The 18,269-nt window shown below is 64.6% G+C and carries 18 protein-coding genes and 2 pseudogenes; 5 read left to right on the top strand and 15 right to left on the bottom strand.

Annotated elements, in window-relative coordinates:
* Positions 1–15 precede the first annotated feature (15 nt).
* A complete protein-coding gene (locus KDD17_RS04515) occupies positions 16–465 on the top strand; it encodes a DUF302 domain-containing protein (protein WP_212705479.1) in 450 nt (149 codons plus the stop codon).
* Between the two features lie 145 nt (positions 466–610).
* On the opposite strand, the gene KDD17_RS04510 is transcribed toward KDD17_RS04515, so the two are convergent.
* From KDD17_RS04510 to KDD17_RS04500, 3 genes are all read right to left on the bottom strand, one after another.
* Positions 611–961, bottom strand: coding sequence for a hypothetical protein (locus KDD17_RS04510; protein WP_212705478.1), 351 nt, complete (start codon positions 959–961; stop codon positions 611–613).
* The gene (locus KDD17_RS04505) at positions 958–2,799 is read right to left on the bottom strand and encodes an ABCB family ABC transporter ATP-binding protein/permease (protein ID WP_212705477.1); all 1,842 of its coding nucleotides are present in this window, start codon (positions 2,797–2,799) and stop codon (positions 958–960) included. Before KDD17_RS04505 ends, KDD17_RS04510 begins: the two co-directional genes overlap by 4 nt.
* Positions 2,800–2,878: 79 nt before the next feature.
* Entirely contained in the window at positions 2,879–4,141 is a 1,263-nt protein-coding gene (locus tag KDD17_RS04500; protein WP_212705476.1) for a LysM peptidoglycan-binding domain-containing protein, read from the bottom strand.
* Between the two features lie 123 nt (positions 4,142–4,264).
* Here KDD17_RS04500 and KDD17_RS04495 point away from each other — a divergent pair.
* Positions 4,265–4,821, top strand: a pseudogene (locus KDD17_RS04495) (LOG family protein).
* Between the two features lie 209 nt (positions 4,822–5,030).
* Here KDD17_RS04495 and KDD17_RS04490 read toward each other — a convergent pair.
* From KDD17_RS04490 to KDD17_RS04460, 7 genes and pseudogenes are all read right to left on the bottom strand, one after another.
* Positions 5,031–5,630, bottom strand: coding sequence for a superoxide dismutase (locus KDD17_RS04490; RefSeq protein WP_212705475.1), 600 nt, complete (start codon positions 5,628–5,630; stop codon positions 5,031–5,033).
* 97 nt (positions 5,631–5,727) lie between these two features.
* Positions 5,728–6,162, bottom strand: coding sequence for a hypothetical protein (locus KDD17_RS04485; RefSeq protein WP_212705474.1), 435 nt, complete (start codon positions 6,160–6,162; stop codon positions 5,728–5,730).
* A 58-nt stretch (positions 6,163–6,220) separates the two neighbouring features.
* Entirely contained in the window at positions 6,221–6,796 is a 576-nt protein-coding gene (locus tag KDD17_RS04480) for a sarcosine oxidase subunit gamma (protein ID WP_212705473.1), read from the bottom strand.
* The gene (locus KDD17_RS04475) at positions 6,789–9,806 is read right to left on the bottom strand and encodes a sarcosine oxidase subunit alpha family protein (RefSeq protein WP_212705472.1); all 3,018 of its coding nucleotides are present in this window, start codon (positions 9,804–9,806) and stop codon (positions 6,789–6,791) included. The genes KDD17_RS04480 and KDD17_RS04475 overlap by 8 nt, the downstream gene beginning before the upstream one ends.
* Positions 9,803–10,140 (bottom strand): annotated as a pseudogene (locus KDD17_RS04470) (sarcosine oxidase subunit delta). The gene KDD17_RS04475 and the pseudogene KDD17_RS04470 overlap by 4 nt, the downstream one beginning before the upstream one ends.
* A gap of 87 nt (positions 10,141–10,227) precedes the next feature.
* Positions 10,228–10,530: a hypothetical protein gene (locus KDD17_RS04465; RefSeq protein ID WP_212705470.1), complete on the bottom strand. Its 303-nt coding sequence runs from the start codon at positions 10,528–10,530 to the stop codon at positions 10,228–10,230.
* Positions 10,531–10,621: 91 nt separating this feature from the next.
* Positions 10,622–11,866 (bottom strand): sarcosine oxidase subunit beta family protein, encoded by a 1,245-nt coding sequence (locus tag KDD17_RS04460; protein WP_212705469.1) that lies wholly within the window; start codon positions 11,864–11,866, stop codon positions 10,622–10,624.
* A gap of 232 nt (positions 11,867–12,098) precedes the next feature.
* Between KDD17_RS04460 and ccmI the strand changes: the two genes are divergently transcribed.
* The 3 genes from ccmI to KDD17_RS04445 are packed head-to-tail and all read left to right on the top strand — an operon-like array spanning position 12,099 to position 14,052.
* Positions 12,099–13,325 carry a c-type cytochrome biogenesis protein CcmI gene (gene ccmI / locus KDD17_RS04455; RefSeq protein WP_212705468.1) on the top strand — a complete coding sequence of 409 codons (1,227 nt, stop codon included), beginning with the start codon at positions 12,099–12,101 and terminating at the stop codon, positions 13,323–13,325.
* Between the two features lie 41 nt (positions 13,326–13,366).
* Positions 13,367–13,795: a Holliday junction resolvase RuvX gene (ruvX, locus tag KDD17_RS04450; RefSeq protein WP_212706147.1), complete on the top strand. Its 429-nt coding sequence runs from the start codon at positions 13,367–13,369 to the stop codon at positions 13,793–13,795.
* Between the two features lie 20 nt (positions 13,796–13,815).
* On the top strand, positions 13,816–14,052 hold the full coding sequence (locus KDD17_RS04445) for a DUF1289 domain-containing protein (protein ID WP_212705467.1): 237 nt from the start codon (positions 13,816–13,818) through the stop codon (positions 14,050–14,052).
* Here KDD17_RS04445 and KDD17_RS04440 read toward each other — a convergent pair.
* From KDD17_RS04440 to KDD17_RS04420, 5 genes are all read right to left on the bottom strand, one after another.
* Positions 14,049–14,279 carry a hypothetical protein gene (locus KDD17_RS04440; protein ID WP_212705466.1) on the bottom strand — a complete coding sequence of 77 codons (231 nt, stop codon included), beginning with the start codon at positions 14,277–14,279 and terminating at the stop codon, positions 14,049–14,051. The genes KDD17_RS04445 and KDD17_RS04440 overlap by 4 nt on opposite strands.
* Before the next feature lie 120 nt (positions 14,280–14,399).
* Complete coding sequence (locus KDD17_RS04435; protein ID WP_212705465.1) at positions 14,400–15,158, bottom strand: hypothetical protein; 759 nt, start codon at positions 15,156–15,158, stop codon at positions 14,400–14,402.
* The gene (locus KDD17_RS04430) at positions 15,155–15,979 is read right to left on the bottom strand and encodes a sulfite exporter TauE/SafE family protein (RefSeq protein ID WP_212705464.1); all 825 of its coding nucleotides are present in this window, start codon (positions 15,977–15,979) and stop codon (positions 15,155–15,157) included. Before KDD17_RS04430 ends, KDD17_RS04435 begins: the two co-directional genes overlap by 4 nt.
* A 27-nt stretch (positions 15,980–16,006) precedes the next feature.
* Entirely contained in the window at positions 16,007–17,008 is a 1,002-nt protein-coding gene (gene dusA, locus KDD17_RS04425) for a tRNA dihydrouridine(20/20a) synthase DusA (protein ID WP_212705463.1), read from the bottom strand.
* A 370-nt stretch (positions 17,009–17,378) separates the two neighbouring features.
* On the bottom strand, positions 17,379–18,233 hold the full coding sequence (locus KDD17_RS04420; RefSeq protein ID WP_212705462.1) for a fumarylacetoacetate hydrolase family protein: 855 nt from the start codon (positions 18,231–18,233) through the stop codon (positions 17,379–17,381).
* Positions 18,234–18,269: the final 36 nt, after the last annotated feature.

Genomic DNA, 18,269 nt, shown 5'->3' with positions numbered 1-18,269 from the left:
AGGAAGGACCCCACTATGATCCGCGCCCTCACAACCGCCGCCGCCCTCACAGTCGCCGCGACCATCGCGCAGGCCGAAATGATCGCAAAAACCAGCCCCCATTCGGTCACCGTGACCATCGACCGCCTGCAAGCCGCCGTCGAAGGCGCAGGCGCCACGGTCTTCGCCCGCGTCGATCACGCCGCCGGGGCCGCGAACGTCGATATGGAGCTGCGCCCAACGCAAACCCTGATCTTCGGCAACCCAAAGCTCGGGACACCGGCGATGATCGAAAACCAAACCGCCGGTCTTGACCTGCCGCTGCGCGTGCTCGCCTACGCCGATGGCGAAGGGGTGGTGCATGTTGTCTACCATGCGCCCGCTGCGCTGGCAGAGACCCACGGCCTTCCCGCAGATGCCGACTACATCGCGATGATGACGGGCGCCCTCGACAAGCTCACGACAAAGGCAACGGCAGAAGAGTAAGGACCACACGCCCGCTTCATTGTGCCAAAAATACGCATTTTGCATCGCGCAATACCCTCTCGACGGCGCGATAAACGCACACCAGCCGGCCCCACGCGCCAATGAAACATCGCATCAAAGCCCCCGGGGGGCTTTGACATACGGGTCACGGCTTCTTTCTGGTGGCGGCGTCGCGATCCTCTTGACCCAGAGCGTCCCACCAATCGGCATAGCTTGAATTCTTCGGGTGTTTGCCACCCTCATCGGGCGCCCCGTCGTCCCACCAGACCGGGCCGCGTTCTCCCAATCTGCGCTTGGCCGCGTCGACTGCCGTACGGGCCTTTGCCGTCTCGTCCGCGTCTTTCGCCAGTTGGACCGCGCGGCGGGCCTGCATCAGCGCCTTGACCGCCGTGCGCCTTTCGCTGTCTTCCAAGGCCGGATCCGTACAGCGCCACAGCCGCGACCGGCTGACAAAATAGCGGCCGTCGGGGGTGCGGGGATAGACCTTGCGGCTCATTCCTCGGATTGCTGGCGCTGCCAGAGCTGGGCATAGCGTCCGTTGGCCTCCAGCAATTCGTCGTGTGTGCCGCGCTCCATCACCTCGCCCTGCTCCAGCACAATAATCTGATCCGCCTCCGCCACGGTCGACAGCCGGTGCGCGATGGTCAGCACAGTGCGCCCCTGCCCCGCGCGGCGCAGCGCGTCCTGGATCTCATGTTCGGTCTCGCTATCCAGCGCCGATGTCGCCTCGTCCAGCAACAGGATCGGCGGATCCTTGAGCAAGGTGCGCGCGATGCCCACGCGCTGTTTTTCCCCACCCGACAGCTTCAGTCCGCGCTCGCCCACGGCGGTCTCGTACCCTTCGGGCAGCCGTTCGATGAAATCGTGGATCTGTGCGGCGCGCGCGGCCTCTTCGATCTCCTCCTGCGTGGCGCCATCGCGTCCGTAGGCGATGTTGTAGCGGATCGTGTCGTTGAACAGCACCGTATCCTGCGGCACCACGCCGATCTGTTGGTGTAGCGATGTCTGCGTCACGTCACGCACGTCCTGCCCGTCGATCCGCAAGCTGCCCGACCCCACATCGTAGAACCGAAAAAGCAGCCGCCCGATGGTCGATTTGCCCGACCCGGTGGAGCCCACGATCGCCACCGTCTCCCCCGGCTTGGCGGTCAGGCTCACCCCTTTGAGGATCTTGCGATCGGGATTGTAGCCAAAATGCACGTTTTCCAGCTGCACCTCGCCGCCCGTCACTTTCAGCGGGCGGGCGTCCGGCTTGTCAGTAATCTCCGCCGGCTGTTCGAGCAGGTCAAACATCTCGCCCATGTCCACCAGCGCCTGCCGGATCTCGCGGTAGACGGTGCCAAGGAAGTTCAGCGGCACGGTGATCTGGATCATATAGGCGTTGACCAGCACAAAATCCCCGACAGTGAGATCGCCGTTCTGCACGCCAATCGCTGCCATGATCATCACGGCCACCAGCCCGGTGGTGATGATCAACGACTGCCCAAAGTTCAGAAAGGCCAGCGAATAGTTCGTCTTGATCGCGGCCGCCTCATAACCTTCCATGGCTGTGTCATAGCGGCCCGCCTCGCGCTCTTCTGCGCCAAAATATTTCACCGTCTCGTAATTCAGCAGGCTGTCGACGGCCTTTTGGTTGGCGTCGGTATCCTGATCGTTCATCTGGCGACGCAGTTTCACGCGCCATTCGGTGACCTTGAAGGTGAACCAGATGTAGATGGCGATGGTGACGGCCACGACCAGCAAGTAGCTGACATCGAAGAGATAGGCGAGCATCGCGCCGATCATCAGCAGCTCTAGGATCAGGGGTCCGATGTTGAACAGCAAGAAGCGCAGGAGGAACTCGACCCCCTTCACACCCCGCTCGATAATGCGGCTCAGCCCGCCAGTCTTGCGGGTGATGTGATAGCGCATCGAAAGGCGGTGGATATGCTGGAACGTCTCGAGCGCCAGCGTGCGCAGCGCACGCTGCGCCACACGGGTAAAGATCACGTCGCGCAGCTGTTGAAAGCCTACGTTCATCGCGCGCGCCATGCCGTAGGCGATTGTGAGGCCGATGGCGCCCACGGCGATCATCGGCGTGCCCTCGCCCGCCAGGACGTTCGTGGCATCGCGGTAGAACAGCGGCATGATCGTCGCCACCACCTTGGACATCAGCAGCGCCACCATGGCCCAGACCACACGGCGGCGCACCCACGGCTTGTCGGCGGGCCACAGGTAGGGCGCTACCTTGCGCAGCACACGCAGGGCGGACTGCCGCTCTGCCGCGTCCGCATCAACCTGTGGCGTCTGGGAGGGATCTTCGGTCGTCGTGTCGGCGGCTGTATCGGTGGCCATGTAGCTTCCTGTTCTCGTTGCTACACGACATAGCCCTCGGGGCCCCCGACCGCCAGTCAGGCGACGCGGTTTATTGCCCTCAGTCCTCGGGCAGATCGAAAACCTGACCGGGATAGATCAGATCGGGATCGCGGATCGACTTTGCATTGGCCTCGAACACCCGCACGTAAAGTGTGCCGTCGCCGTAACGGTCGCGCGCAATCGCCCAAAGCGTGGCACCCTGCTGCACCGTGATCTCTGCAATCGGGCGGTCGGATTGCGCCGCCGCTTCGGCCAGAACGTCGGCGGCTTCGCGTTTGAACGGTGTCTCGACCCGGCTGGAGACATCGCCGCCCGCGCTCACCTCGTCGACGCGCAGGGTATAAACGCCTTCGTCCACATTCGGCAGATCACCCTGCCAACGACCCTGCGTGTCGACTGGCAGGCTGACAACGGCGCGGTTGTCCAGGTAGATGCGGACCTCCGCCGCGCTGTCCTGCGCCCGGCCGGCCAGTTGCACGTCGCCCACCGCGCTATAGCCGATGGTGTCGAGCGCGACACTGGTCATTGCCTCCGGTCGCGCAGCCTGCAACAGGCGCACGCCGTCCGCGTCGGATTTGAGCACGGCAACGGGCGCGGATGTCTGCGGCGCCTGCGCGTCATCGACCGCTGCGGTCACGGTCGGGGCCGGTTCCGCGGAGCTGTCGTCCGGCGCGGCCGCCTTGGGTGTATCCGGCTCGGCGCGCACGTCCTGCGGAGGCGTGTCCCCCGTCGGCTCAACCTCTGCGACGGCTTCGGGCTGCGCGGTGGTCGGCGCCGGCGCGGGCGCTTCGGGGGCTGTCTCGCTCAGCGCGACGGGATCGCGCGGCGCCACGGGAGCAAGGATGATCTGATCGTCCGAGCGGACATCCGTTTCCCCCTCACGGGCGGAAAGGGTGACGACCTGCGGCGCATCTGCCGCCGGGAGCGCTGCAAAGGCCGCAAACCCACCACCGCTGTCTGCAGTTGTTTTTGCGACTTCGACACCATCAACGAGGATCTTGACCTCGCTCAGCGGTGCGGCGCGGCCCGCAATCACGGTGCTCCCATCGGTTTCGCGGCGCAGCTCGTCGAAGGTGGGCGCGGTCGGCTCCGCAACGGGGACGGGCGTGGCGGCCTCACTTTGCGCGGGCGGCGCTATCGACACTGCGGGCGCTGCCGCAACCTGCGGCGCGGTGGCTGTGGCAGGCGTTGCCGTCCCCGCACCGGGTTGGGGCTGGCCGCCAAAGCTCAGGTAGGCGCCGACACCAACGGCCAGCACCAGAACGCCACCGGCCGCTACCAGACCGGCGTTGCCGCCCAAACCTGCCAAAATCTTACTCATCGGACCATCCCCAAGGCCAAAATCGCGCACGCGCGTTGAGACCTTGTAGCCGGCGGGCTATCTGCGGTCAAAACCGTCTGTCTGCCGACCGATAGTTTTTCCGTTATTCGAGAGGTTTTTGCCATGTTGACCAAGTCCGTCTGCGTTTTTTGCGGCTCCCGCACGGGCGACCGACCTGTATTCGGCCAAACTGCGACAGATCTGGGTGCCGGCATCGCCGCCCGCGGCTGGCGATTGGTCTACGGTGCGGGCGATGTCGGATTGATGGGTGCCGTCGCAAACGCGGCGCAGGTAGGCGGTGGGGACACTTTTGGCGTCATCCCCCAGCACCTCGTTGACTGGGAAGTCGGCAAGACCGATCTGACCCGCTACATCGTGACCGAAACCATGCATGAGCGCAAAAAGGTGATGTTCATGAACTGCGATGCCGTCGTGATGCTGCCCGGGGGGCGGGCTCCCTCGATGAATTTTTCGAAGCGCTGACATGGCGTCAGCTGGGTCTGCACGCAAAGCCCGTGGTGATTGTAAACACCGACGGCTACTGGGATCCGTTGCGCGCATTGCTCGACAGCGTGGTCGCGCGCGGATTTGCCGATGAGAGCCTGTTGGGCTTTGTGCACTGGGCCACCGACTCCGCCCACGCCCTTGCTCTTTTGGAAGATACGTTCGGCGGAAAATGAAAACGCCCCCACCTTCACCGGCGGGGGCATACCCAGACTCCGAGCCTCACATCCTGGAAGCTATATCTTGTCGGCTCCCCAGACGGCCCGCGCGCCTAGGTGGCTGGGAGCGCACGGGTCCAATCACATGCTCGAGGCGACGTTCTCCCAGTTCACCAAGCGTCCCGCATCAGCGGGGCGCGTCGGTGGCTGGGAGAGCACCGGTCCAATCACATGCGCGAGGCGACGTTTTCCCAGTTCACCAGATTGTCGAGGAAGTTCGACAGGTAGTCGGGACGCGCGTTGCGGAAATCGATGTAGTAGGAATGCTCCCACACATCGCAGCCCAACAGGGCAGTCTGGCCAAAGCAGACGGGATTCACGCCATTTTCGGTCTTGGTGACTTTCAGTGCGCCGTCAGTATCCTTGACCAGCCACGCCCAGCCCGAGCCGAACTGACCCGCGCCTGCAGCCTTGAAATCATCCTTGAACTTGTCGACGGAGCCAAAGCTTTCCACGATGGCCTTTTCGAGCTCGCCGGGCATGGCAGAGCTGTTCGGCCCCATCATTTCCCAGAACTGATTGTGGTTCCACAACTGGCTGATGTTGTTGAAGATACCGGACTGGGCAACGGCGTTCGCGTCGTAAGTGCCCTTGATGATTTCTTCGAGGGATTTGCCCTCCCACTCGGTTCCTTCGATCGCCTTGTTGCCGTTGACGACATAGGCATTGTGGTGCTTGTCGTGGTGGTATTCGAGCGTCTCCGCGCTCATGCCCTTTGCGGCGAGGGCGTCGTGGGCGTAGGGAAGATCGGGGAGTTGAAAAGCCATGGGTCGGGCCTCCTGCATTAAGTTCCGGTTCATGCAAATGAAGCGCGGGCGGGCGCGGCGTCAAGGGGCGCGGGCTGACTTCTTGTGCCAGCAGGCGTCAGCTGCGCGGAAAACCGTTGAAGTTCTTGCGGATCTGGCAGCGCCCCTTGCCCGAGAACCGCTGCGGAAACCCTACGGGCTTGGCCACCACAGACAGTCCGAGGTTTTTCGTGTCGAGCCACGCCTGGTAGGAGAACGTCGGGACGCGCTGCCCAGCTGAATCGATGGCACCGGCAATCTGCCAGCTCAACCGCAGACTGTCGCCCCGGGCACGGGCGCGCACCTGAAGTGGCTTTTCCAGCAGTGTGAGGATGATATTGTCGAGAACTGTCGCCTTGCCAGCCTCATCCACGACAATCCCGATCTTGGGCGACACCCATCCATTGGGGACATCCACATTCATGTCGCAATCGTAGAACGTGCCCTTTGCGGCCACGGATGTGGCCAGAACGGTGATCAGGGAGGCGGCGGCAAGCAAGTTTTTGATCGGCATGGTTTATTTCCTCGGTTGAGGAGCCAATTTGCGCGAACGCGCCAGCCGCGTCAATCGGTTAGCCGTGAAAGACACCGACTTGCGAGCCGGGCTGCGCCGCGACCTTGAGCACATCAAACGTATACTGCGCGACCGAGCGGAAACAGATGATGCGAAATACATCCGGTGCAGGCATCCAGAGCGCCGCCGCAGCCTGCGCAAGCCGCGTGCGGCGCATGTCGCCGGGGCCGAACTGGCCGGGGGCAAGATCCACGGGCGCAAGCTTGGCCAGAACCTCCCGCGCGTGCGGACCGCTGACCTCGAACAGGGCGCGTGCATCCGAAACATTGACCGCCAGCGCGTGGAAATCCCGAAGCTCATCGGCAAGCTGCTGCGTCCGGTCGAGCGCTTGCATATGTGGGCAGATCAACAACAGCTCATCCGATGACATCCACGCAAGCGAGAGATCGCCGTCGTGCAGGATTTCGCGCGTCCCGGGTACGTCCAGACCCGTGGCGGCGCGCAGGGCCTTGGCAAAGCCCTTGTCCGCAAGCGCGCCGCGCAGTGTAATCATCCCCGTGGGGATAACTTCGGAAATCTTTGCGATTCCATGGGTGTAGACGGCACCGTTCATGGGGGTAACCGGATCAGACATTCTGCTTTGCCCCTTGCTTGTCATAGAACACCGGATCAACGATCCGTGCGCGGTAGGTTTTGCCATCGGTGCCGGGGAATTCCAGCGTCTCGCCCATTCGGTCGGGCCCGTGCAACACCAGACCCATGGCGATCCCCCGGTCAAGGTTGGGGGAATGATAGCTCGACGTCACGCGCCCGATGACGTTGCGCTGGCCGTTGGCGTTGGTGCCCTCGCCCACGGCATAAGCACCGTCCGGCAGGGTCGATCCATCCTCGGTTTCCAGACCGACCAGCTTCCAACGGTCGGGATCGGCCATGTGGCTGCGCTGCTGTGCGCGCTTGCCGAGGTAGTCTTCCTTCCTTTTAGACAGGGCCCAGTGCAGGCCCAGATCCTGCGGGATCACCGTTCCGTCGGTTTCATCCCCGATCATGATAAAGCCCTTCTCGGCGCGCAGGATGTGCAACGCTTCGGTGCCGTAGGGCATCACGCCCAGATCGTTGCCGACCGTCATCAGCGCGTCCCAGAATGCCTGCCCCTGCCCGGCATCCACCGCGATCTCGTAGGACAATTCCCCAGAAAAACTAATGCGGTAGACGCGGACCTTGAAGCCGCCGATCTCGCCATCCGCCCACTCCATGAAGCCGAGTGCCTCTGCGCTCACATCCATGCCGCCGAGCTTCTCCAGCGCCTTGCGGGCATTGGGCCCAACCACGGCGATCTGCGCGAATTGCTCGGTCACATTGGCCACATAGACCTTCATGTCCCACCATTCGGTCTGCAGCCATTCCTCCATATGGGCGTGGATGCTGTCGGCCCCGCCGGTGGTGGTGTGACATAGGAAGGTATCGTCGTCGATGCGCGCCACAACCCCGTCGTCGATCAGGAAGCCATTGTCGTTGCACATGAGACCATAGCGACATTTGCCGGGCTTCAGCGTGCTCATCATATTGGTGTAGAGCATGTCGAGGAATTTGCCCGCGTCCGGCCCCTTCACCACCAGTTTGCCCAGTGTCGACGCGTCGAGCAAGCCCATGTTTTCACGCACGTTCTTTGTCTCGCGCATGACCGCCTGATGGATGCTCTCGCCGCTGCGTTTGTAGGCGTAGGGGCGGCGCCACGCGCCTACGGGTTCGAACTCTGCGCCGTTGGCCTCGTGCCATGCGTGCATGGGCGTGCGGCGGATCGGTTGGAACACGTCGCCGCGCGCCTCCCCGGCGATCGCGGCCATCGAGATGGGGTGGTACGGCGGGCGGAAGGTGGTCGTGCCCACGCTCGGGATCTGCTCACCCAATGCATGAGCAAGTGTCGCGAGACCATTGATATTGCTCAGCTTCCCCTGATCCGTTGCCATGCCCAGCGTGGTATAGCGCTTGGCATGCTCGACCGAGACAAAGCCCTCCTGCGCGGCCAGCCGCACGTCGGATACTTTGACGTCGTTCTGATAATCCAGCCACGCCTTTTCGCGCAGCTTGACGCTGGCGCCCTGCGGCATCAGCCAGACCGGCGCCATCGCGGCCTCTTCCACCCGTTCGCCCTGGCTGGCGCGGGCGGTTTTCGGCAGCTTGCGCCCCAGACAGCGCGACACGCCATCGGCGGCGGCAAAGGCATCGCCCAGCACATCATCCAGCGCGAACATCCCCGAGGCCGCCCCGGCGGTGGAGACGAACTGCATCCCGTCCGCGCCGGTGGGCGGGCGGTTCACGTCCGGCGAGAAGCACGCCTGCGCCTCGTCCCAAACCAGCTTGCCACCGCAATGCGACCACAGATGGACCACCGGCGACCAGCCGCCCGACATGGCGACCGCGTCGCAGGCGATCTCTTCGATCACGGCGCCCTCGCCCGCCTGGCTGCACACGGCGACGCCGGTCACCCGTTTGGTGCCCTTCACAGAGGCCACCGCGTGGCCCATCAGCACCCGCACGCCGAGCGCCTTGGCCTGTGTCATCAGCGGGCTGTCTTCGGCCAGCACCCGCGCATCGAGGATCGCGGGCACGTCGAGCCCCGCGTGTTTCAGCGCAATCGCCGTGAGATAGGCGTCGTCGTTGTTGGTCACGACCACCGTGCGGTCCCCGACCGAGACGCCGTAGTTGACCACGTAATCGCGGACGGCGGCGGCCAGCATCACGCCCGGCACGTCATTGCCCGCAAAGCTCAACGGCCTTTCAATCGCCCCCGTCGCGGTGATGATGTGCCCCGCCCGGATGCGCCACAGGCGCTGGCGCGGCCCGTCCGCCTCGGGCGCGTGATCGGTCAGCCGCTCGTAGCCCAGCACGTAGCCGTGATCATAGACGCCCGCGCCCATGGTGCGCGTGCGCAGGGTGACGTTCTCCATCCCCTCCAGCTCGGCCACGGTGGCGTCGATCCAGTCCTGCGCGGGCTTGCCGTCGATCTCACCGCCGTCCACGGGCGCGCGTCCGCCCCAATGGGCCGTCTGCTCGATCAGCATCACGCGCGCGCCGGTAAGTGCGAGGCCCCGCGCGGCCTCAAGCCCCGCAACACCGCCGCCGATGATCAGCGCATCGCAAAAGCTGTAGAAATGCTCGTAGGTGTCGACATCCCGTGCCTTGGGCGCGCGGCCAAGGCCCGCCGACTGGCGGATAAACGGCTCATACACGTGCTTCCACAAGGGCCGTGGGTGGATGAACATCTTGTAGTAAAAGCCCGCGGGCAAAAACCGGCTGAGATGCTTGTTGATCGCGCCCACGTCGAATTCGAGGCTGGGCCAGTGGTTCTGGCTCTCGGCGCGCAGACCGTCAAACAGCTCGGTCGTGGTGGCGCGGGCGTTGGGCTCGAACTGGCCCTCGCGCCCGAGGTTCATCAGCGCGTTGGGCTCCTCCGGGCCTGCCGCCACGATGCCGCGCGGGCGGTGGTATTTGAAGGACCGGCCCACCATGACCTGATCATTGGCCAGCAGCGCGGAGGCGAGCGTGTCGCCCTCGAACCCGGTCATGTGTTTGCCGTTGAAGCGGAATTTCACCTGTTTGGCGGTGTCGATCAGACGACCACCGGTGGCAAGACGCGTGCTCATGTCCGGGACTCCTCGGCGCTGTCGCGCCAGCCGGGGCGGCGGTTGTCGATGTGGGTCAGCAGATCCTCGGGGGTCCGTAGGTCTGCGCGCTGTAGGTGCCGAACACCTCAAGCGTCATGGTATCGCGCGCCATATGGAACCACTTCCCGCAGCCGTATTGGTGCCGCCAGCGTTCAAAATGCACCCCTTTGGGGTTTTTGCGCATGAACAGATATTCTTCCATCTGGTCATCTGAGGCGCCGACCGTGTGGCGCGTGATATGTGCCTCGCCATGGGCGTGGAATTCGGTTTCCTCGGCGGTCACGCCGCAGTTGGGGCAGGTAACGATCAGCATGGTGCCGCGCCTTTCATGCTCGCAAACACGACAAGGCCGACGCCCCGGAGGGCGCCGACCTGCGTTCTGTCATAGTGGAGAGTGATATTACTCGGTTTCGGCAGCGCCTTCGACAGCGTCCGCCGCACCTTCGACGGCATCGCCGGCGCTCTCGACAGCGTCGCCCGCGCTTTCGACGGCGTCACCGCCACCTTCGACCGTGACGCTGACGTTGCCGGATCCGCCGTCGGCACTGTCACCGCCGCCGGATGCACCGCTAAAGACAAAATACGCCAGACCCGCGACAACAACGACGAGGATGCCGACGATAAAGGCAAGCCCTCCACCGCCGTTTGTCGTGGTGGTTGTGGTCGTGTGACGTTCGACAACGGGTTTTTGTTCGTCGGCCATGCAGAAATCCTTTTTTGACTGGGCGCGTTTGCTGATGAAACCCCCGAGCCGTCAAAGTTGTTCCGCGTGCAAGATGTGATTTCAAACCGCATCAGTGCGCCACCCCCGCCGCCACGCTCTCGTCGATGAAGCGGCCTTCGGTAAACCGTTCCAGCCCGAAGGCGTCGGTGAGCGGCGAATAGCCCTTGGCCATCAGCTCTGCCATGGCCCAGCCGGAGCCGGGGATCGCCTTGAACCCGCCGGTGCCCCAGCCGCAGTTGATGAAGACACCCTCCACCGGCGTTTTGCTGAGGATCGGGGAGCGGTCGCCGGTCACGTCCACGATACCGCCCCACTGGCGCAGCATTTTGAGGCGCGACACCATCGGGAAGGTCTCGACCAGCGCGCGCACGGTTTCCTCGATGTGGTGAAACGATCCGCGCTGGGTGTAGTTGTTATAGCCGTCCGTGCCGCCGCCAATGACCATCTCGCCCTTGTCGGACTGGCTCATGTAGCCGTGCACGGTGTTGGCCATCACGACCACATCCATGCAGGGTTTGATCGGCTCTGACACCAGCGCCTGAAGCGCCACGGATTCGATGGGCAGACGGAAGCCCGCCATATCCGCCAGGTGCCCGGAGTGACCCGCCACTACGATCCCGAGCTTGTCACAGCCGATGTCGCCACGGTTGGTGCTCACCCCCGTGACCTTGCCCCCGTCGCGCGTGATACCGGTGACTTCGCAGCGCTGGATCACGTCCATGCCCATGTCAGAGCACGCGCGCGCGTAGCCCCAGGCCACCGCATCATGGCGCGCGGTGCCGCCGCGCGCCTGCCAGAGCCCGCCCAGAACCGGGTAGCGCGGCCCGTCGAGGTTGATGATCGGACACAGCTCCTTGACCTTTTGCGGGCCGATGAATTCGGTCGTCACACCCTGCAGCGCGTTGGCGTGGGCCGTGCGCTTGTAGCCGCGCACCTCATGTTCGGTCTGCGCCAGCATGATGACCCCGCGCGGGGAGAACATGACGTTGTAGTTGAGATCCTGGCTCATCGTCTCGTACAGGCTGCGGGATTTCTCGTAGATCGCGGCCGAGGGGTCCTGCAGGTAGTTCGAGCGGATGATGGTGGTGTTACGACCGGTATTGCCGCCGCCCAGCCACCCTTTTTCAAGGATGGCGACGTTGGTGATGCCGAAATTCTTGCCAAGGTAGTAGGCCGTCGCAAGCCCGTGGCCACCGGCGCCAATGATAATCACGTCATAGCGTTTCTTGGGCGCTGCATCGCGCCATGCGCGGGTCCAGCCGGTGTGATGGCGCATCGCTTCGCGTGCGATGGCAAAGGCAGAGTATTTTCTCATCTGACGTCCCCGGGATTGGCTGGCGTGGATTCGGCGCGGGCTGGCGGCGCTGGGTTCTTCATGGGGGAGTGGCCGGAAAAGAGGATACTCCGCGCGGCACTCCGTATCAATTTTGCGACATGCCCCGCAAGGGGGGAGCCTGTGGCGGTGTCCATTCGTCGCGGGCCGGTCTTTTGGGCCTTTTGCAGGCCGACGCAAGCGACTAGATCAGATCCAGTTGAGGGAGACAGGCATGTTCGTGTTCTGGGCCACCGTGGCCGTCATCACTGCGCTGGTTGCCGCAATCCTGCTGCGCGCACTCTTGCGCGGTCGCGACACGCCGGGTGCGACGCGCGCGGCCTCCGATGTGGCCGTCTACCGCGCGCAGCTGGATGAGGTGGACCGCGACGTTGCGCGCGGCGTGATCGAGCCTGCGGATGCGGAACGTGTGCACGCCGAAATAGCCCGCCGCCTGATCGCCGCCGACCGCGCCGCGCGCGGCGAAGAGATCCGCACGGGACGCGCGCCCGCGGTCGTTGCCGTCGTCGTCGTGCTGATCGGGGTGCTTGGCAGTCTGGGCGCCTATCTGCGCCTCGGTGCGCCGGGCTATGGCGACATGGCCCTCGCGGACCGTATCGCCTTTGCCGAAGAGGTACGCACGTCGCGCCCGGCCCAAGAGGTCGCCGAACGCTCCCTGCCCCCCTTTGCCCCGCCCGAGGATTTGGGCGAGGACTACGCCCGTCTGCTTGACCAGCTGCGCAGCACCGTGGCCGGGCGTCCAAATGATCTGCAGGGCCACACGCTGCTGATGCAGCAGGAACGGCGGATCGGCAATTTTGCCGCCGCGCGCGATGCGCAATTGCGGGTGGTGGCCCTGCGCGGTGAGGACGTCAGCGCGACCGAGCTGGCCGAGCTGGGCGAGCTTCAGGTGCTGGCGGCCGGCGGCTATGTCTCGCCCGAGGCAGAAATGCCCCTGCGCGCGGCCCTCGCACAGGATCGCCGCAATGGCACCGCGCGCTATTACATCGGCCTGATGCTGTCGCAGACGGGGCGGCCGGATCAGGCGTTCCGCATCTGGGATGCGCTTCTGCGCGAGGGCCCCGAGGACGCGCCATGGATCCCGCCGATCCTCGCGCAGATCGAAGAGATGGCGGATCTGGCCGGCGTGCGCTACGCCATTCCGTCGATAGGCTCAGGCGCGCCCGGCCCGTCGGAGGACGACATCGCCGCCGCACAGGACATGAGCCCGCAGGAGCGGATGGAGATGATCGGATCCATGGTCGAGGGCTTGTCGAACCGCCTCGCGACAGAGGGCGGACCCGCGACCGATTGGGCGCGCCTGATCTCGTCACTGGGCGTGCTGGGGCGCTGGCAACAGGCACAGGCCATCCATGCCAATGCCTTGGAGGTGTTTGCGGGCAACCCGCAAGCGATCGACCTGATCAATCGCGCGGGCCAGGACGCGGGTGTGGTCGATTGATCCTGCCCGGCATCCCCGAGCTGGCAGCGGCCCTGCCGCCCATGCGCGCGCTGATCGGGCTGGATCTGGGCGAGAAGACCATCGGCGTCGCTGTCTCCGACAGCCTGCTGTCTGTCGCGACACCGATGGAAACGGTAAAGCGCCGCAAATTCACCCTGGACGCCGCGCGGCTGGGCGAGATCATCGCAGAGCGGCGCGTCGCCGGTGTGGTGCTGGGCCTGCCGCTGAACATGGACGGATCCGAAGGGCCGCGCTGCCAGTCGACACGGGCGTTCGCGCGCAACTTCGAACGCCTGCACCCGGATCTGCCGATCACGTTCTGGGACGAGCGTTTGTCCACCGTCGCAGCGGAACGCGCCCTGCTGGAGGCGGATACGACCCGAAAGCGTCGCGCTGAAGTGATCGACCACGTCGCGGCCGGCTATATCCTGCAAGGGGTGTTGGACCGTCTGCGCGTGCTGCGCTCCTGAGAAATGAGAATGGAAATGAGATGAGCGATCAGGTCTGGAAGCGCAACGAGATCGAAAGCCCCTGCATCAAGATCTGCGTGGTGCACCCGCAGGCGCGCCTGTGCACGGGATGTCTACGCTCCATCGACGAAATCGGTGCATGGTCGCGCATGACACCCGAGGCGCGCCGCGCAGTGATGGATGATCTGCCGGCGCGCGCCGATGCCTTCAAGGTGCGCCGCGGCGGGCGCGCGGCGCGATTGGCCGACCGCTCCTAGCTTTCGCCGCGCCTGCCCGGCGTTCCGAACAACTCTACCGCCGCCCGAGCGCGCCGACGGCGGGGCAACTGCACCACGCCCGGCGCCGATGGGCTGTTCGCTGCCGCACTCTCCTGCCCGCGCGCAAACCCGCAATCGGGGATATTGAGCGCAGGATAGCACGCCGCCGCCTGTCGTGGCGCGTGGTAGGCGATCAACCCGTAGGGTCCGGTAATGACCTGTTTCATGCTCTGCCTCATCTTTCCGGTGATCCCTCTTTGACGGAGATCTCCGGGGATGATGCTCGCCCGGGGCCGTGGCAACAATATGGCGCGTCCAAGTTTATTGTGTGCCATGGCGAAACGGCATCACACGGGGTCGCTGGCCAGCCAATCCGATCCGCCGCCGGGCATCTCGGGGCGCAAGAAGGCAGTCATGCGGCCATGGCCGGCCTTGTCCGCGATCCGATTTTCCCAAGGCGCCGTGCCGTGCAGCAGGAAGCGGTGCAGCAGGGCGCTTTGGCCCGGTCCGATCAATAACCGGACCGGATCAATCGAGGCGAATACCTCACGCCGCGCGGCCTGATACGCGTCGGTCAGGTCAACCTGCGCGACCGGGCGCGCCCCAACCGCCTCTTGCAGGGCGGTCTGCATGATCCGCTGGCTGCCGGGCCAGACCACTGTCGCCGCAGCCCGAACGTCCGTCAGCGGCAGCGCGAGGATGTAGGCGTGAAATTCCCGCGCAAAACGGCGGCGCTGCGGGCCGATGGGCAGCAACCCATCCACGTGCGCGGCCATCCTGTCGCGGCGAAAGCGGTGGTTGGCGTCGCTCTCGCCCGCGTCCTGTTGCGGGTAACCGGGATAGACGATCGACAGCTGTGCGGGGTGCAGTGGGATGTCGGGCACGGCGCCGCGCCAGGGCCCCAGCAGCGGCACCCCGTCGATGGCACCATCCGACGCGTTGGGCAGCGCATCCACGCCGACGAACCACGTGCCCCCGTGCCTCAGATTGTCGGGTCCGTGCCACGCGGGATCGCGCGCGATGCGCCGGGCCACCCGCCCTGCCGCCTGCGCCCAGCGCGCCACAGAAGGGTCGTGCGGATAGAGGACAAAGCCCTCTGCCCTCATCCCCACAGCGCTTTGCGCAGCATGTTCAGCGCCACGAGGATCAGGAACACCGCAAACACCCGTTTGAGCGGTTTGGGGTCCATCGCATGGGCCAGCCGCGCGCCATAGGGCGCCGTGATCAGCGTCATCGCGATCACCAGCACAAAGGCCACCCCGTTGACCGCGCCCAACGTGAAGGGCGGGCGCGTTGCGGGATCAAGCGGGGTGAGCAGGAAACCGATAACCGCAGGAACCGCGATCAGCACGCCAAACCCCGCCGCCGTTGCAACCGCGCGGTGGATGGGGACGGCGTAAAGGCTCATCAACGGCACGCCAAAGCTGCCCCCCCCGATGCCCATCAGCACCGACAGGAACCCCACGGCAGGCGACAGCGCGGCGCGCAGCGGGCCGCGCGGCATGGCCGCCCCCAGCCGCCAGTCGCTGCGCCCAAATCCCATGTAGAGCCCGACGACCAGTGCCAGCACCCCGAAGATCGCCTGCAACGTGGTCGAGCGCAGCTGTGCCACCACCAGCATCCCGATAACGGCGCCGATCACGATGCCGGGCGCCCAGGCGCGCAGGATCTCCCAATCGACCGCGCCCTTTCTATTATGGCTCATCACCGAACGCACGGAGGTCACGATGATCGTCGCCAGCGACGTCGCCAGACACATCTGCATCAGGTCCGCCCCACCATAACCAAGCGTCTGGAAGGCGTAGAAAAATGCGGGCACCAATACGATGCCACCGCCCACGCCCAGCAGCCCTGCCAGCACGCCGGCAAAGGCCCCGATGACCAAGAGCATCACCCCCATCTGGATCAGCAGCATCGTCTCGGGCATGGCACTCTCCTAAAGGTTTGCGGCTCTTTACACGGGCGCGGGGCTGGCATCCAGTGCGGTGACCTCTGCCAGCGCCTCCAGCACCAGATCGGTGCCGGCGCCGGGACGATGCGCGCCCTCCGACAGCACCCGCCGCCAGCCGCGCGCACCGGGGCGACCGGCAAACAGGCCCAGCATGTGCCGCGTGATCTGGCCCAGCTTGCCGCCCTCGGCCACATGCGCCTCGATATAGGGGAGCATGGCGTGCACGGTGTCCTCGGCGGTGGTGACGGGTCCGTCGCCAAAGATCCGCGCATCCGCCGCACAAAGAATGTCGGCGGGCTGGTGATAGGCCGCCCGCCCGATCATCACCCCGTCCAGCCCGCCGCCCAGAAACGCCTGCGCCTGATCCAGCGAGGTAATCCCACCGTTGATCGACAGATGCAGATTTGGAAACAGCTCTTTCATCCGGTGTACGAGCGGGTAGTCGAGCGGGGGAATATCGCGATTTTCCTTGGGACTCAGCCCGTCAAGCCACGCCTTGCGCGCGTGGATCGTCACCCGGGTCACACCGGCGGCAATGATCTGGGCCAGAAATTCGGGCAGTACGGTTTCGGGGTCTTGGTCGTCCACGCCGATGCGGCATTTCACGGTGATCTCGGCATCGGTTGCGTGGATCATCTCGGACACGCAGCGCGCGACCAGCGCCGCGTCCTTCATCAGCACCGCGCCAAACGCGCCCGATTGCACCCGGTCGGACGGGCAACCTACGTTGAGATTGATCTCCCCATAGCCCGCCCGCGCGCCCAGCCGTGCGGCTTGCGCCAATTCATGTGGATCGGAGCCGCCCAGTTGCAAGGCCGCCGGATGCTCGGCGGGGTGGTGATCAAGCAAATGCAGCGCCCCCCCGCGCACAAGGGCCGGCGCGGTCACCATTTCGGTGTAGAGAAGCGTATGCGCGCTCATCAACCGGTGAAGATAGCGACAGTGCCGGTCGGTCCAGTCCATCATGGGGGCCACGGACAGGCGGGCGTTTTGATTCAATTGCATAGTGTTCGATACATTCAATCTGTTGCGCCGCACCGTCGCCACGCGAAGTACGCCCCGATAACTCCTGGTCCAGCCCTTTGCGACGACGAGGCGCATAGGACATCGCCAAGATAGGGCTCTTTCCTGCCGTAGATACCGCGGCCGCACAAAACCCGCACCCCCCTAGTCACCACAAAATGCGGTATTGCGCGAGGGTCGGCGAAACGCAAGGCATCCAGATGCGGCCCAGCGCATTAAACTGCGTTCGTGGCGAGCCCCTTCTTATCGGCGGAAAAGATTGAGCCGCTGGCTTTGCACGACCAGGCCTGGGCCATCACACAAAACGCGCAAGCAGACCGGCGGCGCAAGCCGAAGAGGCTGCTCTCCTCCGTCAGCCCGGCACTACCTTTGAGCGTTGTTCGCCCAACCCGGCAATGCCCAGGGTGACAACCTCACCACCGTGCAGATAGTGCGGGGGGGTCTGGCCCATGCCAACGCCCGGCGGCGTCCCGGTCGAAATCACATCGCCTGCCTGCAAGCTCATGAACTGACTGCAATAGGACACGAGGTGCGGGATCTTGAAGATCAGTGTCGACGTTGATCCGGTCTGCATCCGCTTGCCATCCACATCCAGCCACATATCCAGGTTGTCCATGTCCGCGATCTCATCAAGTGTGACAAGCCACGGACCTGTCGGGCCAAAGGTGTCGCAGCCTTTGCCCTTGTCCCACGTACCGGCACGGTTAAGCTGAAAATCACGCTCGGACACGTCATTGATGACACAAAAACCCGCGACATGATCCATCGCATCGGTCTCGTCGATATACGACCCCGGTTCGCCGATCACGACGCCCAATTCGACCTCCCAATCCGTCTTGACCGAGCCGCGCGGGACCCGGATATCATCGTTCGGGCCGACCACCGCAGAGGTCCACTTGTTGAAGATGATGGGTTCTTCGGGGATTGGCATGCCCGCCTCTTCGGCGTGATCGGCATAGTTCAGGCCGATGCAGACGAATTTGCCGATATTCGCAACACAGGCCCCAAGGCGCAGATCGTCTTGCGGCGTCCCATCGACAAGGGGCAGCGTCTCGGGATCCAGCGCCTGCAAGGTCTTCAGACCGGCGGGGCGCAATGCGTCCCCGGAGATGTCCGGCACGACGCCTGACAAATCGCGGACCCGGCCCGATGCATCCAGAAGGCCTGGTTTTTCTGCGCCGGGCGCACCATAGCGGAGAAGTTTCATAGCGTATCCTCGTGTTTGATCGGAGATTTTGTTGGC

Source organism: Sulfitobacter albidus (genome assembly GCF_018200035.1).
Classification (GTDB): Bacteria; Pseudomonadota; Alphaproteobacteria; order Rhodobacterales; family Rhodobacteraceae; genus Sulfitobacter; species Sulfitobacter albidus.
Note: the sequence above shows the minus strand (reverse complement) of the source record. Positions and strands in the feature narration are given on the sequence as shown.